Origin of the sequence: Nocardia sp. NPDC005745 (assembly GCF_040630775.1) — a bacterium.
Classification (GTDB): Bacteria; Actinomycetota; Actinomycetes; order Mycobacteriales; family Mycobacteriaceae; genus Nocardia.
Genome location: NZ_JBEXYF010000016.1, coordinates 73,826 through 93,276, shown reverse-complemented (window position 1 = coordinate 93,276; position 19,451 = coordinate 73,826). Strand labels below are relative to the sequence as shown.

Sequence of the window (19,451 nt, the reverse complement as noted above, 5' to 3'; positions counted from 1 at the left end):
GACCAGAACAGCGGCGAGCCCAAAGGAGGCAGGCCGGGCCCGACCGATCAGGACCGCCACGGTGGAATGGCGACCCGGGAGATAGCCCCGGAACTGACCACCGATGAGGCGCAAGAACCGCCGGACTGATTTGTTCGACCTCGGACTGCGGTGCCGAGCAGGCCGTTACGAAAGCGTGTGCGGGCCCGAATTGCCCGAAGCCTGGATGAACCAACAGTCTGTGCAAACCAACCGAGCCCCGCACCGGTCTGCATCGGTTCGGGGCTCGCTCGGGGGTATTCGTGCCTATCCACCGATCGCTCGGTAGCTTGACCACACAAATGTACCGGGTAGCAGGCGATATCGCCAAATCCGAGTCCCGCAGCGGCCGAATGGTTTAGCTGCCCGGCTTCAGATGAGGTTCTTCTGCTTGCGGATGCGCCGTCGCAGGTCGACCATCAGCCCGTGCGATCCGCCGTGGCGGATGAAGCGGGGAATGAAGCGGTTGACGAAGGATACGAACACGAACAAGTTCTCGAAGCGCCGCTGGTCGGCGGCGGTCCATTCCACCCGCAGTTGCTCCCGGAAGATCGGGGCCAGGAATCCGATGGTGAGAAACCGGAGCAGGTTGCGGAAAGGCAGCCGTAGATACCTGTGGATCATGCGCAGCTCGAGCAAGTTCCCGAGGTAGTCCCGGACGTAGTCGTCCAGCACGACCTGCTCGCACGCGGTGTTCCAATATTCGTCGAATTCGGCTCTGGTGGCGGGCCACATGTCCTCCGTCACCTGCAGGGTGGTGCCCAGGGTCGAGGATGAGGCATAGAATGCTTCGGCCTGCTCGTCGTTCATTCTTCCGTGCAACAGCTGATAGGTATCCTCGAAGCCGATGTAAAGACAAGCGGCCACCCACAATTGGAGGTTGCGGTCGAAGGCGTTGTACTTGACCGGCGCTCCCGGCGCCGATTGCACTTGCCGGTGCGCCACATTCACCGCTTCGCGATAGGCCCTACGCTCTTCCTCGGTGCCGAGGATGGCCACCGCGAGATATTGCGTCGTCGTACGCGCGCGTTTCCACGGATGCTTCATCAGCGATCCGGATTCCACTTTGCTCTCGGCCACCCCGTAACCCACACCCGGCCGGGCCATCTGCATGACGACGTTCGCCGCGGCGCCTGCGAAGGACCAGAAGTCCAGAGCGTCGGTGAGCGCGAGGGGCCGCTTGGTGAACGGTCGATGCGTGACGCTGATACCGATCCGGGTGCGATCCTTGGTCAGCGGCACACCGTGGTCGCGATCGGATCGAGGAGCCACTGCGGTCATCGGGATGTCCTTCCATTTGCGTTCACACGTCGCGCGACCAGGCGAATCAGTCGCACCGACGCCAGTCGAACACCGGACCTTACATTTATGTTACTGATTATTCTACCAATACGGTGGCGATGATCAACAGTAAGTACCAGGTTGTAGAGCCACGTATCCGCAGATTTATGAATATATGTGGTTGATGGTTCTTGCTCTCGTCGGATCAGGCAACGGTCCGGCCCCCTCTGCGGTCACATCGCCCAGCCGGGTTCCGGACGAGCCCCGCCCCCGCGGTCAGGGCTGCGGCGGCAAGGCCAACGGCGAGTTGACCTTGTTCACCAACCACCGGTCACCGACCTTCTCCAGGCGCATCACCATCGAGAGCTGTCCCGGGGCGGGCTTGCCCTTGGTGCCGAGACTGGTGATGGTCTGGCCGATGATCACGATCGCTTCCGCGGAGTGCTCGTCACCGGCGCGGATCGCGCACTGCACGTCGCGCGTGGCCGAGGTGACCTGGCCTTGGCCGAGTACCTCACGTAGTTCGGCGCTGGTGGACTCGAACTGTTTCTTCCAGTCACCGGTGGCGCCGTCACCCACAGCGGCGAAGTAGGCGTCGAGGTTCTTCGAGTCGTAGTTGGCCAGGACGGGCGCGTAACGGCAGGCCGCGGCGCGCGCGTCTTCCTGCGCCGCCAGCAGGTCCTTGCTGTTGCCGTTCTGGATGTACCAATAGCAGGCGCAGGCCACCGACACGCCCACGAGGATCGCGGCAGCCGAGCGCAGCGCGATCGGCCCCAGACGCCCGAGTGGCAGACGGCGCAGTCGATTCCAACGGCCGGCGGATGCCGCGGCGCCCGTTTCGGATTCCGTTCCGCCGTCCACCCGCTCAGCGGTCGTGTCCTCGGAGCCGGCTTTCACCGGCTCGACAGCGCGCTCTTCCGATCGGCTCGCGCGCGACTCGGCTTCGGCGGTCGGCTCGGCGTCTTCACTCTTCATCGGAATCTCCTAGTTGCCGGGGACGGGGCGCGACAGCTCGTCGCCGGTGACGCCGGGCGGACGGGTCGACCCGTTGTCCGGGATGTCTGGACGTGGCGCGTTCGCCGAACCGCGTACCTGCAGGGCGGGATCGCTGGTGACGCAGTAGTTGTAGAGCCGGATCCGGGTGTCGGTCATCTTGTCCGTGGGCACGACGGGGATGGTGTCGTACTCGCAGGTGGGGCGCGGCCAGATGTCGACCAGCGTGTAGAAGGCGTTGTCGTGGGCGGGTATGCCCAGCGCCTCCGAGCCGACCCGCAGCGCCGGGAACAGGGCCGAGATGGCCGGTGCGCGCAGCTTGGCGGCCTTGGTGATCGCGACGAAGTTCGTGACCAGGTCGGTGAGGGGGTCCTGGGTGCGGGAGACGAAACCGCCGAGGGTACGGAGCTGGAGCGGCCCTTCGTCCAGGAGGTGACGCACTTCCTGGTCGGCCGCGGTCAGCTGCTCGAACAGCACACCGCCCGTGCGAGTGAGTGTCGCGAGGTCCGGCTGCGCATGCGAGGTCGTCTCCGCGATCACCTCGAGGTTCTCGATCAACTGCCGTGTCTGCGGAAGCAGTTCGGTAAACCCGGCCATCGCACGGCTGATGCCCGACACCATGTTCCGCAACTGGTCGGGACCGCCCGCCAAGGCCTTGTCGAGTTCATCGACGATGATGGTCAGCCGGTCCGGGTTCATGCCGCCGATGAATCCGCTGAGGTTGGTGAGCACCGACTGCACCGTCACCGGGACGGTGGTCTGGGAGCGTTCCACCAACGCCCCGTCGGTGAGGTAGGGACCGGTATCGGAGTCCGGGCGGAAGTCCAGGTACTGCTCGCCCGCCGCCGACAACCGGCCGACGGCGACCGTGCCGCCCACCGGGATCTTCGCCGAGGAGTCGATCTCGGCGACGGCCGCGACGCCGCTGCCCGCGACTTTCACCTCGCGGACCTTTCCCACCCTGGTGCCGCGGAAGGTGACGTCGTTGCCTGCCGACAATCCGCCCGACGACTGGAGTTCCACCGTCACCGAGTAGTTGCTCGGCAGCGGATTGATCCGCAGGACTTCCGCGCCGAGGTAGACCGCGCCGAGAACCAGCACCACGACCAATCCCAGGTTGGCGAGCGCGACGCGGTGCCGTACGAGCCACTGCCACAGAGGAGGATTCATCGTTCTCCCCCTTGCCGCGGCTGTTGCGGAGGACTGGTGACCCGCCCGATCACCTTCTCGATGACCTGCGCCAAACTGCCGATGAAAGCGGGCACGTCGCCGATCTCGGGCAACCTGCTTCCGTTGGGATCGGTCAAGGCGCCGACACTGAGATAGGACACCGTCGCGGCGACAGCCAAGGCGGGGCCGTCCAGGCTCGCCATCAACGACGGGTACAGGGTGTGCAGGCCGTCCAAGGTTCCCCCCAGATCGTCACCCATCTGGGTGAAGCCCGACATCAATCGCTGGATGCTGTCGAAGAGGCTGACGGCTTGGGGGCCGGTGGTTTCGGTGAAATCGCCGAGCGCGGTCATCGTCGTCGACACTTTGTCGAGCAGGTCGACGATGGACTGGTTGTTCTCGGCGAACAGCGCCAACAACGCCGGAAACGTGTCGGCGGCGGCGCCCAGTTCGGCTTTCCGTCCGGCCAATTCCCCGGTCAGCACGTTGAGGCCGGTCAGGGTGTTGTCGATGTCTCCGGTTCGCTGGTTCAGCGCGGCGATGACGGCGGTCATCTCGCTGATCAAGTGCGCCAGCTGTGGGGCGCGACCGGCGAACATCGAATCCATCTCGGAGGTGATCTTCGCGGCCTGGTTGATGCCGCCGCCGTTGATGAGCATCGAGACCGACATCATCAGCTGCTCGACGGACGCGGCAGCCGAGGTGTGCTCCGTGCCGATGATGTCACCGGCGCGCAGATTCGCACCATCCGCTGCCGCCGCGGGCAATGTCATCGCGACGAAGATGTCTCCGAGCGGCGTCGCCTGACGCAGTTCGGCGGTGGTGCCCCGTGGGAGCTCGATATCCTCCCTGATCAGCATTTCCACCTCCGCGATGAAGTTGGTCGTGCTGATCGCCGTGACGACTCCGATGTCGGTCCCACCGATCTTCACGTGCGCGTGATCGGGCAGGTTGAGCGCGTCACGGAATGCCGCGCGAATCGGGTAGCCCGGGGCGCCGATGCCGGGTTTGGGCATCGGCAGACTGGACACCGTCACGGTGCAGCCTGTGGCCGTGCTCACCGTCGCGACCAGCGCTGCCGCCATCGCGGTGCGTCGAAGCCCATTCGTACCGATCATTTCGTGATCCCCAGAAGTGCTGCGGTGAGGCCGAAGTCGGGCCCGAAGTCCTGGATCTTCCCGGTACGGCAGCCGTCGAGGCGCATCTGGATCCGTTCGCAGAACTGCGACACGACTTCGTTGTCGAGCAGGACCTTGTCGGTGAGCGCGTGCAGGCGCAGCGCTTGGTGCTCCCGGCTGACGGAGTTGGACAGGTTCTCGAACAGCAGTGGTCCGATGTCGACGATCTCGGTCAGTCCGCGGGCGTTGGCGCGCATCTGCTCGGTGATCGTCGTGAATCGCTCCAGAGCACCGGCGAGCTGATCGGAGTTCTCGCCCACCAGGCTGCCGGTGTTGGTGACGAACTGGTCCAGCTGTCGCAGTACCGCTTGCAGGCCGGGCGCCTGGTCACCCATCAGCTGCACCAGCTCGGTGAGGCGGCCGCTGAAATCGCGCACGGTCTGGTCGTTCTGGGCGATGATCTGGGTGATCTCGTTGAGTTTGATGATGGTGTTCGAAATCTGGTCCTTGTTGGCGAAGGTCACTTCGAAGGCCGAGGACAGCGCGTCCAATGTCTCGCGCAGTCGGTCGCCGCTGCCGTCCAGGAGCGGGAACAGGACCCGGCTCGCCATGGGGCCGTTCTCGTTGTCACCCTTCAGGGCCGCGCCGAGCTGGTCGAAGTTCTGCAGGATGCGGTCGAGCTCGACCGGTGTCCGAGTCCTGGCCAGCGGGATGTGCGCGCCGTCGGCCAGGATCGGCCCGTCGCCGCCGTAGGCGGGCGCGAGCTCGACATGGCGGTTGGTGATCAGCTGCGGCGACACCAGGGCGGCGATGGCATCGGCCGGGATCTTCGTTCCCTTCTCCAAGCTCATGGTGACCTGGACGTAGCTGCCCTTGGCCGCCACGGTGTCGACCCGGCCGACCGGAACGCCCAGCACCGCGACCTCGTTGCCCGCGTAGAGCCCGGCGACATTCTCGAAGTCGGCGCTGATGCGCACGTGCTCGCCGAGGTACTGCCTGGGCAGCGAGGTCAGGCTGTCCGGTACCAGCCCGCAACTCGCGGTGACCAGCGCGGCCACGATCAGCCCACCGATCTGGGCGAATCGTCGTGTTCTCATCAGTTGCACCCCTGTACGGCTCGAGCGAAACACAGCCAGTTGTCCGGGAAGAACCATGGCGCCCACACGTCGCCGTACGGGCCGTTGCCGACGGCGTTGTTGAACTGCCGCAGGGCGATGGGCATGTTCTCGTAGAGGCGGTCCAGGTTGTCGCGGTTCTTCTCCAGGCCCTCCGACATGGTGTTCAGATCGTGGATCAGTGGCGCGAGCTGTCCGTTGTTCTCCAGACCCATCTGCTGCAGCAATCTCGACAGGGCAGCGACGTTGTCGAGCAATTGCCTCAGCAGATCCTGCCGCTGCCGCACGGCATTGCCGATCGCTTCTCCGCGGGTCAGCAACAGCAGCACGCTGTTCTGGTTGTCGGAAACGAGCTGGGACACCTGGTCCATGCTCTTCAGCAGCGAATCCACCTCGTCCCTGCGATCGGTGACGACCTTGGCGAGCGCACCGATACTGTCGAGCGCCTGCACCGCCAGCTGCGGGGAATCCCCCATCTGCTGGTCGACCAGGTCCAGCGCCTGACGGAGCTTCTGCGGATCGATGCGCTCGATGCGCTCGAACGAGTTCTTGTATTTCGGATCCTGAATCACCTTGCTCAGGTTGTAGGGCACCGAAGTGTTCTCGATCCGGATGCGGTTGCCGGGAAGTCCTTTTCCATCGCCCGGCACCAGGTCCACGTGCAACCGGCCGAGGATCGTCGACATCTTGATCGCCGCGCGCGCATCCGGCCCCAAGCGCAGATCGCGGCGGACCTTCAGATCCACCAGGACCTTGGTGCCCTCGAGGCGAACGGAGTGCACCTGGCCGACCTCGATTCCGGATACGTCGACCGTCGCGCCGGGACGGAGACCGGCAGCCTGGGCGAATTCGACGTGGATGGTCTTGTCTCCCAGCCGGGCCTGAGTCAAGACACTCGATCCGATCAGCAGCGCGGCCACCGTGACCGCCGCGATCAGGCCGAGCCGCAGATATCGATTCCGCAGGAATCCCGGCGCTGGAATGCTTTTGATCATCGGCACACCTCCGAATGCGAGTTCCCGCCCACCTGGGAGAACAGTCCGGGAGGCAACAGCACACCCCACAGGGACACGTCCAGGCTGCACAGGTAGGCGTTTCCGTAGGCGCCGTTGCTGGTGAAGCGGGCGACGCCGTTGAGGACGGCGGGCAGTTCGACCGCGGCCCGGTCCAGCGAGGCGCCGTTGAGCAGCAGCAACGCGACACCCGTTGTGGCGTCGTCCTGCGCCTTCGCCAGGCCGGGCTTGACCTGCATGATCAGCCCGGTCAGTGCGTCGGTCGTGTCGGCTACCCGGTCGACCGAGTGCTTCAGGCTCTCTCCTTGCGAGTAGAGGGCCTCCACCAGCGCCCTTGCCTGCGTGAGCAGGGTCTCGAGCTCGCCGCTGCGATGGGCGAGACCACCGATCACCGAGCTCAGATTGCCCAGGACCTCCCCCAGGATCTTGTCGCGCTGTCCGAAGGTGCCCGCGAGCTGGGATGCTTGCACGATCAGGTTGCCGAGGGACACCTGATTGCCCTGGAGGGCCTGGATCAACGTTTCGGACAGGGAGTTGACCTGGTCCGGTTGCAGCACGCTGAACAGCGGTTCGAATCCGGACAGGAGCGCGGACACGTCGAACGACGGCTCGGTTCGCTCCAAGGGAATCCGTGTCCCCGGCGCGACCACGGTGCCCGCTTCCTTGCCCGGCGCCAGGGCGATATAGCGCTGCCCGATCAGGTTCTGGTAGCGCACCAGCGCCTTGGTCGTGGTGGTGAGATGCTGGCGTTCATCGATCCGGAAATCGACCTGGGCGCGGTAGCCGTCGGTGAAATCGATCTTGTCCACGCGGCCGACCCGCACGCCTGCCATGCGTACGTCGTCGCCGACGCGCAGCCCCAGCACATCGGAGAAGATCGCCGAATAGCGATGGGTGTCGCCCTCGACCGACCGCTGCAAGGTGGACCAGATGGTGAAGGTGAGCGCGACGGCGACCACCGCGAACACACTGAATCCCGCAAGCGCCTTGGCTGATTTCATTTACCCGGCCCTTCGTCGTCGGCGGCTACCGTGACCGATCCGCCGGCCAGCACCGGACTCAGCAGCAGGTACTGCGCCACGGTCGGCCGCGTTCCGACGATCGCCGCGACGGCATCGGATCCGCGCAGCGCGATCGGCTTCGCGGTGGTGCCGGGATCCTGCGTGCCGGGCTCCGCCGGTGCACTCGGCGTCGGCGAGAGACCCGGGATGGACGGCAGACCCGGAATGAAGGGAAGACCGGGAATCGCGGGCAGGCTCGGAAGCACCAGCCCCATGGCACCCAGTGGCGCGGGCGCGGCCGGTACAGGTGCGGGCCCTGCCGCATCGAGCCACTTCGGCATCAATTGCGGCGGATAGTTCTGCTCCGGCGCCACCTCAGGAACGGAGGCTCCGCCGCAGCGGGGACCGTACTGGTCGCCGTAGTGCGGGCAGTCCTTCGCCGTGTACTGCTGGAAAGGCGTGAACGAGACATCCATCTTCCACACCATCTGTCTGGCCGGGCCGAAGTGGAACGTGGTGGCCAGCCGTCGCAGTGCCACGTTGAGGTTCGCGGCGGTGTAGGGAATGGCTTCGGGATCCTTGGCCAGACCACCGAACAGATCGTCCAGGCCGGAGACGAGGAACTTGCCCGCGTCGGGATTACGCGCGAACAGCGCGTTGACCGTTTCGACCGTCGCGTTTCCGGTGGCCAGCAGGTCGATGAGTTTCGCTCGCCGTTCGGCCAGTGTCCGCGCGGTGGTCACCGACTCCGACAGCACCCCGACCAGTTCGGGAGCCGACTGGCTCAACGCGATCGACGCCCGCCCGAGATCCCCGAACAGCGCGTCGACGCCGGGGGTAGCCCTGATCTCGGTCAGCCAGTTGTCCAGGCGCTCTATCGTCGAGCCGGGCACCCGCGCCGCGGGATCCAGGGCCGCCGAGAGGGTGGCCAGCACGCGGCCCAGCTTCTCGGGCTGGATGTTGTCGAGCACGTTGCGCAGCACGTTCAACGTGGTCTGCAACGCCACCGTCTCGCTGCCGGTGTCCTCCGGAATGGTCGCGCCGGCGCGCAGCGTCTTCGGTTCCGGCCCGTTGTCGACCAGTTCGATCGCCGTGACGCCGAACAGATTGTTCGGAATCACCCGGGCGGTCACATTCACCGGAATCGTCTCGGCCACACCGGGCTTCAGATCCACGCTCGCCTGCTGCCGGGCGCCACGGGCCACCACGTCCACCGCGGCCACCCGGCCCACGACCATGCCGCGGAATTTGACGTCCGCCCGGCCCGGCAAGCCGTCGCCGGTACTGGTGAGCACGATGGTCACCGGCACCTTGTCCTCGAAGTAGCCGGTGTAGCGCAGCGCCAGCAGGTACAGCAGAACCGCGACCGTGGTCAGCACCGCCAGCCCGGCGAGGGTCAACTGCTTCGCGCTCGGTCCGCGGCCACTGGGGTCCAGAATCATTGTCGGCCTTACCCCGAGATCCGGAATCCGGGATCGATACCCCAGATGGTCAGTGTCAGGAAGAGATTGGCGAACACCATCACGACGATCACCATTTTGATGGCACGCCCGGCCGCGACCCCGACACCTTCCGGGCCACCGGTGGCGACATAGCCGTAGTAGCACTGGATGAACGTCGACAGCATCACGAACACCACCACTTTGAGCAGGGAGAAGAAGACGTCCGTGCCGATCAGGAACTGGAAGAAGTAGTGATCGTAGGTACCGGCCGCCGTTCCGCCCAGGAACAGCACCGTGATCTTGGTGGCCAGATAGGCGGTCGCGAGACCGATGCTGTACAGCGGGATGATGGTCAGGGTGGAGGCGATCATGCGCGTGCTGATCAGATAGGGAAGCGGGCGGATGGCGATGGACTCCAGCGCATCGATTTCCTCGGAGATCCGCATGGAGCCGAGTTGGGCGGTGAATCTGCATCCCGCTTGAATCGCGAAGGCCAAGGTCGCCAGAATGGGCGCGAGTTCCCTGGTGGTGGCGAAGCCGGAGATCGCGCCGGTGAGCGGCGACATCGTGAGGAGGTTCAGCGCCGTGAACGACTCCATGCCGACGATGATCCCGCCGAACGCGCACAAGATGACGACGACGCCGATCGTGCCGCCGCCCACGATGAGCGAGCCGTTGCCCCAGCCGATATCGGCCGTCAGCCGCGTCACCTCACGGCGGTAGTGCCGCAGGACGAACGGAATGGCGGCGAGCGCCTGGAAGAATGTGATGGCCTGGTGCCCCACGCGCTGATTGGCGTGCACCGGCGCCAGCGCGGCCCGTCCGACGGTGCGCAGCGGTTTCAGCGCCGGGGGTGTGTAGCTGCTCGCCACCCTCACACCACCTTCGCCGGAAACAACGTGTTGTACAGCTGGGTGAGAATGATGTTGGTGGCGAACAGCATCAGCGCGGAACTGACCACCGCCGAGTTCACCGCGTTGGCGACACCGCCCGGGCCACCGTGCGCGTGCAAACCGATGTCACAGGCGATCACCGCGGTCAGCACCCCGAAGATCGCGGCCTTCACCAGGGCGATGATCAGGTCGTCGGCCACCGCGAAGGAGGCGAACGAGCTGATGAACGAACCCGGCGTACCGGATTGGGCGTACACATTGAACATGTAGGCGGTCGCGAAGCCGACGAAGACGACGAACCCGCAGAGCAAGACGCTCACCAGTACCGCCGCGGCGAGCCGGGGCGCGACCAGGCGGCGTACCGGGTCGACCCCCATCACCATCATCGCGTCGATCTCTTCCCGGATGGTGCGCGATCCCAGATCGGCACAGATAGCCGAGCCGACCGCACCGGCGACCATCAATGCCGACACCAATGGCGCGCCTTGGCGGATGATGCCCAATCCCGCGACCGCGCCGATGAATGTCGTGGCGCCCACTTGATTCACCAGGGCGCCGACCTGAATGGAGACCACGACGGCGATCGGAATGGCTACGAACACCGTCGGCGCCGCCGACACCCCGGCCATGAACGCGCACTGCTTGATGAACTCCTGGTAGGGAAATCGTCCCCGGACCAGCGAAACGAACAGTTGGACAATCGCTTCGCGGCCCAGAGTGACCTGACGGCCCAGCGTCTCCAGCGAGCGTTGCGGGTGGCGTCGCCACAATCCCGAAGCGCCGGCAACCAACTTCTCGATTTCGCCCGGTTCCAGTGGCGGTTGCTTGTCGGCAGGCGATCGCAGCGAGGCAGTCACTGGTGGCCGTTCCTTTCGATTTCTCGTCCGCCGCACCAGCGGCCGCCCCTTCGATGGCGCGGAGCGTGTGAAGTGTTACACACCGCCCAGACGTCATACAAGAATAAGTGATTGACTATTTCTTCCACGATCGACTACCGCCGCAGGTCTCCATCGAGCCGACGCTCAGGCGAATGACGCTGGCTTGAACTGCGCATATGCCATGTCAGTAGGCAAGTGCCCACTCCATAGCGAGCCTACATACAACGATAAGTAACCGTACATTCCTCATCGTCCACAGGATGGACCAGGCGAGTGACGTGCTACGCGAGGCCCTCCAACCACCGCTGCAGTAGCACCACCAGTGCGACGAGCACCGCACAGCCGGCCAGGAAGAGGCTGAGCACAGCCACCCACATCCCGGCGCGAAGGACGGGATTCACCTTCATCCGCCCACCGAGGATCTTCACCACGATCACGAGAACGTCGATGAGCCACACCACAGCCATCATCAGGTCATGCACACATTCGAGAAGGTGAGCACCGGCCAGCACACGATGGATCCCAGGAACGACATCACCAGGTCGATGCCGTGCATATCGCGAAGATGGCCGGTGTGGGTGAGCGTCCAGATCACCCCCGCCACCCCGTAGGGAACGCCGATGATGATGAGGGTGCCGAGGAACTCGGAGACCTTCATCTCGTAACCGAGTATCCGGTCGAGTCTCTTGAGCATGCGTCGATGCATCCTTTCGCTTCGATCCGCAGCTATGTTAGTCACAATTCTCATTGGAATGGAAGACTTCCCGGCAATCAGGCGCTGAAGTCCCGAACTGAGCAGGAAATAGGACCCCGACGCCGGTTGGACGCGGCCGTCATGTTGATGCAGATTCTCCCTAGCGCTCGCGCGGGTAAAGCCTCGCGACAGGCGGCCGAAGGGCCTCATCACCGGTGCGGCGCCATCACCGCAGTCGTCGCGGAGATCGACCGTTCGCCGAGTACCACAGCCGATCCGAGAGCCGCCCCGTCGCCGACCCGGCCATGGCCCGATTGGCCGTACAGTCCCTCCCCGGAGCTTCGTCACCGGCTTGCGACCGCCTCGCTCAGCTCATCGAAGACGAGCCCGGAGTCCGAGGCGGCCCATCCGCCCTTCGAGACCGCCGAGGCGGCCGGTGACCGTGCCGAGCGATCGAGGTCCCGTCGCGTCCGATCGCCGCTAGGCTGACGCCGACGAGAGCGCCGAAACACCATTCGCGGTGTCGCGGACCGGCGCTCGTGGTCGGGCGCGGAAGCAATGAGGTGTGCGGGATGCGGAACAGTCGGTGGCAGCGGGCGGTCGCGGCCGTCGTGTGCGGAGTCGGACTTGCGGCGGGGTCGTCGGTGAGCGCGGCGGCGGACACCGTCGATGACGCCGGTGTCGTGTGGTTGTGCAGGCCGGATCGGGTGGACGATCCCTGCGCGGGGAGTGCGGCGACGACGGTGCGCCAGGCGGGCCGACCCGATGTGCGCGAGGACCCGGCGCCTGCCGAGGATCCGGGGGTGGACTGCTTCTATGTGTATCCGACGGTGTCATCGGAGCCGACGCCCAACTCCGATACCGTCGTGACGCCGGAGGTGCGGGCAGTCGCCGAGCAGCAGGCGGCCCGATTCTCCCAGGTCTGTCAGGTATTCGCGCCGGTGTACCGGCAGCGGACCCTGACCGCGTTGGCGACGGAGCGGACCTACACCCCCGAGCAGCGCGCGCAGATGTCGCGGATCGCTTACGAAGACGTCCTGCGGGCATGGCGGCAGTTCCTCGCGGAGCGCGAGAGCGGACGGCCGGTCGTGCTGATCGGGCATTCGCAGGGCGCGCGCATGCTGCGCCAACTGATCCGCGAGGAGATCGAACCGCAGCAGGCGGTACGGGACCGGATCCTGTCGGCGATCCTGCTGGGTGGCAACGTGGTGGTGCCCGAGCACGCTGACGTGGGCGGCGACTTCCGATATCTGCCGCTGTGCCGCAGCGAGGAGCAGACGCGATGCGTGCTCGCCTGGCAGACCTTCGGCGCGACCCCGCCGCCGGACAGCCGATTCGGCCGCAACCCCATGACCCCGGAGCCGCTGCCTCGACCGTACGGCCCCGGCTACGAGATCGCCTGCACCAATCCGGCCTCGTTGAGCCGCAACGAATCCCGCACCGCGGCGACCGTGCTCCGCAGCAATCCGGTGCCCAGCCCGCTCGGCGTCGAAGTGGCGCTTCGCCGCGGGCCGTCGGCCGTCGTCGCGCCGACGCCGTGGCTGGTCCCCGCCGAGAAGTACCGGCTCCAGTGCGTGCACGGCGACGACGCGACGGCGCTGATGGCGACTCCCGAACCGGGCAGCCCCGAGCTGTATCCCGTCCCGGACGCGACCTGGGGTCTACACCTCACCGACGTGGAGATCGCACTCGGTGATCTCGTTCGCATCGTGGCGTCTCAGAGCAGCGCTCATCGCGCCGGGCATCGCTGAACATACGAGCTGCGACCGCCGACGAACCTCGGAAGAGCGCGATAACCTCGTCGACTCGCAGTCCGTCCTATTCGGGGATTGTCGCTATCGCGTCGATTTCGACGAGTGCGCCGGGGCGCGCGTGTCCCGCGGTGGAGACGACCGTGACGGCGGTGCGGTGATCGCCCCACACCGATCGCGACGCCGCGTATCCCACCTGGGCATCGACTCCGTCGACCAGGTAGATGGTGAGTTTGACGACGTGCTCGGGACCGGTGTTCGCGGCGGCGAGCACGGTCAGCACGTTGCGCATCGCCTGGACGGTTTGCGCTTCGATGCCGTCGAGCAGTTCTCCGGTGCTGTCGGTGCCGAGCTGGCCGCCGACGTACAGTGTCCGGGCGGCGGGTGCGATCACGCCCTGCGTGAAGGCCGGGTTCCGGTGCAGTTCCTCGGGGTCGAGATGCGTCGTGGTCACGGGTCTCCTCATGGTGGCGGGGCCGGTGTGGGTGTAGAGGTCGCGCAGCAGGCAGACCTCGGACAGGTGGTGGATCAGCTCGCGGTGGATGTGCAGCACCAGGTCGGCCATGGGCAACTCGGGAAAGGGCTCCTTCGCGCCGATCGGCTCCCGGAGTGCGGCCGGTCCGAGACCGCTCACCCCCGCCAGCCAGGTGTCGACCTGGGCCTCGAGCTGGTCGAGCGCGGTGGCCGCGTCGCCTGCGTACTCCCATGTCTCGTACGACGCCGCCGGCGCGCCGAAGTGGGCCGCGTTGCGCGCGGCGAGCACGCCGACGATGACGTGACCGAGTCGCCAGGCGATGGTGGTGAACGGTGCGGGAACCGGCTCGGGAAGGGCGAAGTCGATCGTGAAATCGCCCGCACCGGCCTGCACGGGCGCCGTCGAAGTGCCGCGCGGGCGCACGTTCCAGGCGTCCGGCACCGGTGACCAGAAATACTCGTCGTCGGTGAGGCCGTGGAGCCGGGGCCGGAGCTGCCGGGTCCAGTGGAACTCCCACTGCTCGCGCAACGTCTTGTTCCAGTCGAGTTCGTCTGCGTCCATGCCGCCACCCTGACATGCCCAGCGGACAGAATCGGTCCGCTATTTCTGGCAGGCTGAGCGACATGGAGGCGGCGAGCGCTGGCGAGCGGGGCACGACCGAGCGGGTGCTGACGCTGCTCGGGTTGCTCCAGCAACGCGAGGTCTGGACCGGGCCCGAACTCGCCGACCGGCTCGGCGTCACAGCGCGCACCATCCGGCGCGATGTCGAGCGCTTGCGCGCGCTCGGCTACCTGGTGCATGCCGACCAAGGCGTCGGCGGCGGTTACCGGCTCGGCCGGGGACAGGACCTCCCGCCGCTGCTTCTCGACGACGAGGAAGCGATCGTCACGGCGGTGTCGCTGCTGGTCGGCGCGGGTGGCGCGGTGGCGGGCGCCGGCGCCGCCGCACTCCGAGCGCTGGCCAAGCTCGACCGGGTCCTGCCCACCCGATTGCGGCACGAGGTGCGTGCGCTCTCCGGTGCGGTGGAGTCCTTCGGCGGAGGCCGCGCCCCGGTCGACCCCGGCGTGCTCATGACCCTGGCCAGAGCCTGTCGCGACGAGGTGGAGGCGGGCTTCGACTACCCCGCCGGGAGCGAGGTGCGACGGCGGCGGGTGGAGCCCTACCGCCTGGTCGCCTCCGACCGCCGCTGGTACCTGCTGGCCTTCGACCTCGATCGCGACGACTGGCGCAGCTTCCGCGTGGACCGGATGACCGATGTGTCCGCACGGACGTGGCGTTTCCGCCCCCGCACGGCGCCCGAGGCGGCGGCCTACGTGCAGGAAGGGGTGGCGAGCCGGGTCTACCCGCATCGCGCCCGCTTCCTGGTGCACGCCTGCGCCGACACGGTGCGCGCGCAGATCCCGGCGTCGGCGGCAGTGGTGCGACCACGCGGCAGCGAGCTCTGTGAAGTGCTCAGCGGCGCCGACGACAGCCTCGACATCGTGCTCGTGCACATGCTGTTGCTCGGGCACGACTTCGAGATCCTCGACCCTCCCGAACTCGGGCAGCGCAGTCGCGCGCTGGCGCAGCGGCTGCTCTCGGCCGGGGCGGCGATCGCACCGCCGCCGGAGGTCGAGGAGTCGTGAACCGGCTCGCGGGATCGCGGCGCCGCGTGCGCTCTATGCTGGTGGCCCGCACGCACTCGGCCGTGCAGCGCCGCATGGCCGCGGGGGTCGGGTTGCAGCCGAGCCACCGCCGATGAATCTTCCCGCCGGAGTCCAGCCGGACGGATTCAGTCGGGTCGTTCGTGGACGGTCAGCAGCAGATGATCGAACCGGGTGCGCTGCTGAACCGGCCCGCCGCCCTGCGCGACGACCGCGGCGACTAGTTTGGCCGCCAGATCGCGCAGTTTGGTGTTGGTTTCCTGGGAGCGCCACTGCAACACCCCGAACGCCTGCTCGGCATTGATGCCGTAGATGAACATCAGGACGCCTTTGGCCTGCTCGATGACCTCCCGTGCGGCCACGACCTCCGGCAGCGTCTCCTTCAGCACTTCCTGCCGGTTCTGGTCCAGCCGACCGGTCAGATCCACGTAGTAGCCGGTGGTTCCCACGGTCGCGCCGGTCGAGTCGTGCAATCGATCCCCCACCACCAGCACGTGATGCACCCGGCCGGCCAGATCGATGATGCGGTGCCTGCTGCAGAACGGCTCACCGGTCCGCACCGCCGTGGCCAGCGTCTCCGCGACCGTGGCGCGGTCGTCCGGATGCTTGTGCGCCAAGAGCAGTTCCGTGGTGGGCTCTACCGTCCCCGGTGCGTACCCGTGCAGCCTCGCGACCTGATCCGACCACTCCCACCGGTGGTCGGCGAACCAGAATCGGAAGCTTCCGATGGTCTCCAGCTCTTGCCGCTCGCCGACGGCGGTCTCCGCCGGGCTGCCGTTGCCAGGATGCGCCGTTTCCGTCACCACTCGATCATTCACTCCCGTGGGCGCCTGCGCGCAGGCACGTCTACCTCGCCCCAGCGTCCAGCACACGAACGGTGTTGCGGGCGGCGAGGGGTTCGTAGTGGTCGGTGAAGAGTTTCACGACGAGTTCGCCGCGGCTTGCGACCGAGGAACCGGCCACCCGCCTGCGCCGCCAATTGGACGCGGTCGATTCACCTCACCAGGGCCGCCGCCTGCTGACCATGGCGATCCGGACCATGGGTCCGATCCTCTGGCCCGTGCTCGCCGAGCACGACCGGACGATGCTGCGCGAGAGATATTTCCGGACCATCAGCAGCCTCAGCTCCCCGATGGTGCCGCATAACGCGCGAATCATTCTGCGCCTGCTGGATTCCGGGCAGTTACGGCTGCGACCGGGTGTCACGAAGCCGGCGGCCCGGCCCGGCGGTGGTTTCACAGTGTTCGACGGCACCGACCGGCCCGCCGACATAGTCTTCAACGCCGTCAACCCACCCGCCTACACCACACCGCAGGAGACCGAACCGCTCCTCGGCGCACTGATCGCCACCGGCGCAGCGGAACTCGCGCCGACCGGCGGTCTGCGCATCGAGCGCGGCACCCGCCGCCTCCTCGTCGGCGACCACCCCGACCCCACCTGGCACGCCCTCGGCAACCTGGCCGCGGACTCGATGTTCATCGCCACCAATCCTCCCGGTCTCGCCGCCGAAGCTGCGATCCTCGCAAACCACCTGACGATTCCCTCCATCAAGTGATCAGCCCCGCCCGAGCCTCGATTGCGGGACCGACCCTGGCGAACCAGCTGTGGGGCAGGGGCGTGTCTACGCCGGGCTCGCGGACTCGAGCGATAGCCGCCCCCTTCGCCGGACGCCGCAACGATGGATCATGGTCCTCGCGACCGTTCTTTCTCTCGCCGATGTCAGCTCGAATCCGCTGCGGCCGTGAGTATCGAGCGGGATGGCTCCGGACGAAAGCGCGGTCACTGCGCGACAGCTACCTAACCGCGTCTGCCTCGACCCGCGCGGCGAGGCGGGACCGGCAGGCGTCGACCGGTTCAGCGGAAATCTGTTGCGTGGTCGCTCGCCCACTGCGCGAAGGTGCGCGCAGGGCGGCCGGTGATTTCCTCGATGATCCTCGACACCGGCGACGGAGCGACTGTTCCGGCCTTCCATCCAGCCAATACGGCGTCGACACCGATCGACGGCATGGTCTCGCTCAATTCCGCGCGCGCCTGTTCGGCGGAGATCTCTTCGACGACGATCTCACGGCCGATGGCCTCACCGATGTGCTGCACCTGCTGCCGCAGCGTCAGCGACTCAGGGCCCCACACGGCGTAGGCGCGGCGGTGATGACCCGGCTCGGTCAGCGCGGTCACCGCGAGCGCTGCCAGGTCATGTTCGTGGATGGGTGTGGTCCGCGCGTCGGCGTACGGCAATCGGACGACGCCTTCGTCGCGGATGGACTTCTGCCACCACCACAGTGCGTTCGTGGCGAACATGCCGGGCCGAATGAAGGTCCATTCCAGGGCGGACTCGACGATGGCGGACTCGACGATGCCGTGCGTCCGGGCAATCGGGTTGTCCGCGGCATTGCTTTGCAGGACGGCACCGGACGACAGGAGTACGACGTGCCGTATCCCGGCGGTCTCGGCTGCCGCCACGAAACCGTCGATCCCGTCGGGCTTGGCGTAGAGGAACACGCGCTCGGCGCCCTCGAGTGCGGCGGGCAGCGTTTCGGGGCGCTCCAGATCGGCCATGACGACCTGCCCGACCGGCGGCAAGCCCGCCGTGCCGGGTTCCCTGCTCGTCAGACGGACCTGCTCGCCCTTCGCGATAAGGTCGGCCGCGACGTGGCGACCGACATTGCCTCTGGCTCCGAAAACGACTGTGACCATGGCGGTACCGTAGCGAGCCAACTTTCTTCCGGTAAGGACATACCTTCAGGTAAGCTCCGGATGTGACGGTACGCCCGCAGGTCCCCAACGCCGCATGGCCGGTGATGAGTGACGCATTCAACAGCGATTGCCCTGCGCGTGAGATCCTCGACCACATCACCAGCCGGTGGGGAATGCTGATCCTGGCCGCCCTCGGCGGCGGTCCACTACGGTTCTCCGAACTGCACGGCTTGATCGGCGGGATCAGCGAGAAGATGTTGTCGCAGACGCTGCGCACGCTCGTCCGCGACGGGCTCGTCGCACGCACTGTGGAGCCCACCACGCCCCCGCGGGTCAGCTACGAGCTCACCGCCCTCGGCCAGGGTCTCACCGAGTCGCTGCGGCAGTTCCTGGACTGGATCCGGCAGCACACCGTCGAGGTGGTCGCCGCCCAGCGCCGCCACGACCGGCAACGCCCGTGATCCCGAGTACGCCCTCCCCTCCTGGGTTCATAGGAACCTCCGGCTGATAGCAGCGGAAAGGTGAGTCCCCACGGGTTCCCGTGGTCGTGGCCCGACACCGGATGGGTGGCAATGTTGCCCGGAATGCATTGCGGTTCATTCATTCTGAATTTCGCCGCCCGAACCGGTGCGGCGTGGCGGTCGGGAGGTCGGGAGGTCGCCGAGTCCGGCCACCTGCACCGACGTTCGTCCATCGATGGCCGAAGCGGTCTCCCGTTTCACCGGTTCGGCTCATCCGCTCGCACACGGCCATCGACGGCCGCTGCGAGGCCGACTCCTGCTCGGGCGGGCCGGTCGGCCATCGAGGTATGGTTAGCTCTATGAACACTCAAAGGTTGCGAATCTGCCGCGATTTGTGTGTTGTGATGTCGTGACCAACACTTCCGGAGACGCGTATCCCCTCGCGGACACGATGACCACCACGGTCGCGGCGCACGACGGCGCGACGGTGCTGACGGTGGCCGGCGAGGTCGATCTGGCGACAGCCCCCGCGCTGGAGAACGCGATCGATGCCATTCTCAGCAGCAAGCCCGCGGCCCTGATCATCGACCTCACCTCGGTCAGCTTCCTCGCCTCGGCGGGCATGGCGACGCTCGTGGCAGCCCACCAGCGCGCGGGCTCGACCACCTCGATCGCGGTGGTCGCGGAGGGCCCGGCGACCAGCAGGCAGCTGAAGATGACCAGCCTGGATCAGGTGTTCGCGCTGCATTCGACGCTGGACGCCGCGCTGGCGGCGCTCCGCCAGAGATGACCCCCGCCGCTGCCGCCGTCG

At 66.7% G+C, this 19,451-nt stretch carries 20 protein-coding genes and 1 pseudogene; 5 read left to right on the top strand and 16 right to left on the bottom strand.

Translation table 11 applies throughout. The annotated features are described in order from the left end of the window. Nucleotides 1–390 precede the first annotated feature (390 nt). The 12 genes from ABZ420_RS18735 to ABZ420_RS18680 all read right to left on the bottom strand — a co-directional run bounded on the left by ABZ420_RS18735 (nucleotide 391) and on the right by ABZ420_RS18680 (nucleotide 11,616). Nucleotides 391–1,299, bottom strand: coding sequence for an oxygenase MpaB family protein (locus ABZ420_RS18735; protein WP_357124024.1), 909 nt, complete (start codon nucleotides 1,297–1,299; stop codon nucleotides 391–393). Between the two features lie 276 nt (nucleotides 1,300–1,575). Next, nucleotides 1,576–2,274 (bottom strand): hypothetical protein, encoded by a 699-nt coding sequence (locus ABZ420_RS18730; protein WP_357124021.1) that lies wholly within the window; start codon nucleotides 2,272–2,274, stop codon nucleotides 1,576–1,578. Between the two features lie 9 nt (nucleotides 2,275–2,283). Then, on the bottom strand, nucleotides 2,284–3,462 hold the full coding sequence (locus ABZ420_RS18725; RefSeq protein WP_357124018.1) for an MCE family protein: 1,179 nt from the start codon (nucleotides 3,460–3,462) through the stop codon (nucleotides 2,284–2,286). Further along, nucleotides 3,459–4,580, bottom strand: a complete 1,122-nt coding sequence (locus tag ABZ420_RS18720) for an MCE family protein (RefSeq protein WP_357124015.1) — start codon at nucleotides 4,578–4,580, stop codon at nucleotides 3,459–3,461. Before ABZ420_RS18720 ends, ABZ420_RS18725 begins: the two co-directional genes overlap by 4 nt. Beyond that, on the bottom strand, nucleotides 4,577–5,677 hold the full coding sequence (locus ABZ420_RS18715) for an MCE family protein (RefSeq protein ID WP_357124012.1): 1,101 nt from the start codon (nucleotides 5,675–5,677) through the stop codon (nucleotides 4,577–4,579). The genes ABZ420_RS18720 and ABZ420_RS18715 overlap by 4 nt, the downstream gene beginning before the upstream one ends. After that, complete coding sequence (locus ABZ420_RS18710) at nucleotides 5,677–6,690, bottom strand: MCE family protein (protein ID WP_357124009.1); 1,014 nt, start codon at nucleotides 6,688–6,690, stop codon at nucleotides 5,677–5,679. Before ABZ420_RS18710 ends, ABZ420_RS18715 begins: the two co-directional genes overlap by 1 nt. Further along, nucleotides 6,687–7,709, bottom strand: coding sequence for an MlaD family protein (locus tag ABZ420_RS18705; RefSeq protein WP_357124006.1), 1,023 nt, complete (start codon nucleotides 7,707–7,709; stop codon nucleotides 6,687–6,689). The genes ABZ420_RS18710 and ABZ420_RS18705 overlap by 4 nt, the downstream gene beginning before the upstream one ends. Then, nucleotides 7,706–9,151, bottom strand: a complete 1,446-nt coding sequence (locus ABZ420_RS18700) for an MCE family protein (RefSeq protein ID WP_357124002.1) — start codon at nucleotides 9,149–9,151, stop codon at nucleotides 7,706–7,708. Before ABZ420_RS18700 ends, ABZ420_RS18705 begins: the two co-directional genes overlap by 4 nt. Nucleotides 9,152–9,159: 8 nt before the next feature. Continuing rightward, the gene (locus ABZ420_RS18695) at nucleotides 9,160–10,023 is read right to left on the bottom strand and encodes an ABC transporter permease (RefSeq protein ID WP_357123999.1); all 864 of its coding nucleotides are present in this window, start codon (nucleotides 10,021–10,023) and stop codon (nucleotides 9,160–9,162) included. Nucleotides 10,024–10,025: 2 nt separating this feature from the next. Further along, nucleotides 10,026–10,859 (bottom strand): ABC transporter permease, encoded by an 834-nt coding sequence (locus tag ABZ420_RS18690; protein ID WP_040867357.1) that lies wholly within the window; start codon nucleotides 10,857–10,859, stop codon nucleotides 10,026–10,028. A 344-nt stretch (nucleotides 10,860–11,203) separates the two neighbouring features. Then, on the bottom strand, nucleotides 11,204–11,392 hold the full coding sequence (locus ABZ420_RS18685) for a hypothetical protein (protein WP_357123996.1): 189 nt from the start codon (nucleotides 11,390–11,392) through the stop codon (nucleotides 11,204–11,206). Next, nucleotides 11,392–11,616, bottom strand: a complete 225-nt coding sequence (locus ABZ420_RS18680; protein WP_040867268.1) for a hypothetical protein — start codon at nucleotides 11,614–11,616, stop codon at nucleotides 11,392–11,394. The genes ABZ420_RS18685 and ABZ420_RS18680 overlap by 1 nt, the downstream gene beginning before the upstream one ends. A 572-nt stretch (nucleotides 11,617–12,188) precedes the next feature. On the opposite strand from ABZ420_RS18680, the gene ABZ420_RS18675 reads away from it, so the two are divergent. Next, nucleotides 12,189–13,367, top strand: coding sequence for a DUF3089 domain-containing protein (locus ABZ420_RS18675; RefSeq protein WP_357123993.1), 1,179 nt, complete (start codon nucleotides 12,189–12,191; stop codon nucleotides 13,365–13,367). A 67-nt stretch (nucleotides 13,368–13,434) separates the two neighbouring features. On the opposite strand, the gene ABZ420_RS18670 is transcribed toward ABZ420_RS18675, so the two are convergent. Continuing rightward, entirely contained in the window at nucleotides 13,435–13,833 is a 399-nt protein-coding gene (locus ABZ420_RS18670; protein ID WP_357124271.1) for a RidA family protein, read from the bottom strand. Between the two features lie 21 nt (nucleotides 13,834–13,854). Further along, nucleotides 13,855–14,403: pseudogene (locus ABZ420_RS18665) on the bottom strand (DinB family protein); the annotation flags it as partial. A gap of 62 nt (nucleotides 14,404–14,465) precedes the next feature. On the opposite strand from ABZ420_RS18665, the gene ABZ420_RS18660 reads away from it, so the two are divergent. After that, nucleotides 14,466–15,467 (top strand): WYL domain-containing protein, encoded by a 1,002-nt coding sequence (locus ABZ420_RS18660; RefSeq protein ID WP_357123990.1) that lies wholly within the window; start codon nucleotides 14,466–14,468, stop codon nucleotides 15,465–15,467. A gap of 146 nt (nucleotides 15,468–15,613) precedes the next feature. Here ABZ420_RS18660 and ABZ420_RS18655 read toward each other — a convergent pair whose 3' ends face one another. After that, nucleotides 15,614–16,222, bottom strand: a complete 609-nt coding sequence (locus ABZ420_RS18655) for a PAS and ANTAR domain-containing protein (RefSeq protein WP_357124268.1) — start codon at nucleotides 16,220–16,222, stop codon at nucleotides 15,614–15,616. 173 nt (nucleotides 16,223–16,395) lie between these two features. Between ABZ420_RS18655 and ABZ420_RS18650 the strand changes: the two genes are divergently transcribed. Beyond that, nucleotides 16,396–17,040, top strand: a complete 645-nt coding sequence (locus ABZ420_RS18650; protein ID WP_357123987.1) for a hypothetical protein — start codon at nucleotides 16,396–16,398, stop codon at nucleotides 17,038–17,040. Nucleotides 17,041–17,339: 299 nt separating this feature from the next. On the opposite strand, the gene ABZ420_RS18645 is transcribed toward ABZ420_RS18650, so the two are convergent. After that, the gene (locus ABZ420_RS18645) at nucleotides 17,340–18,179 is read right to left on the bottom strand and encodes an NAD(P)H-binding protein (RefSeq protein WP_357123984.1); all 840 of its coding nucleotides are present in this window, start codon (nucleotides 18,177–18,179) and stop codon (nucleotides 17,340–17,342) included. A gap of 62 nt (nucleotides 18,180–18,241) precedes the next feature. Between ABZ420_RS18645 and ABZ420_RS18640 the strand changes: the two genes are divergently transcribed. Together ABZ420_RS18640 and ABZ420_RS18635 are read left to right on the top strand one after the other, a co-directional pair. Further along, nucleotides 18,242–18,640 (top strand): helix-turn-helix domain-containing protein, encoded by a 399-nt coding sequence (locus tag ABZ420_RS18640; protein ID WP_357123981.1) that lies wholly within the window; start codon nucleotides 18,242–18,244, stop codon nucleotides 18,638–18,640. 451 nt (nucleotides 18,641–19,091) lie between these two features. Then, nucleotides 19,092–19,430: an STAS domain-containing protein gene (locus ABZ420_RS18635; RefSeq protein ID WP_357124265.1), complete on the top strand. Its 339-nt coding sequence runs from the start codon at nucleotides 19,092–19,094 to the stop codon at nucleotides 19,428–19,430. Nucleotides 19,431–19,451: the final 21 nt, after the last annotated feature.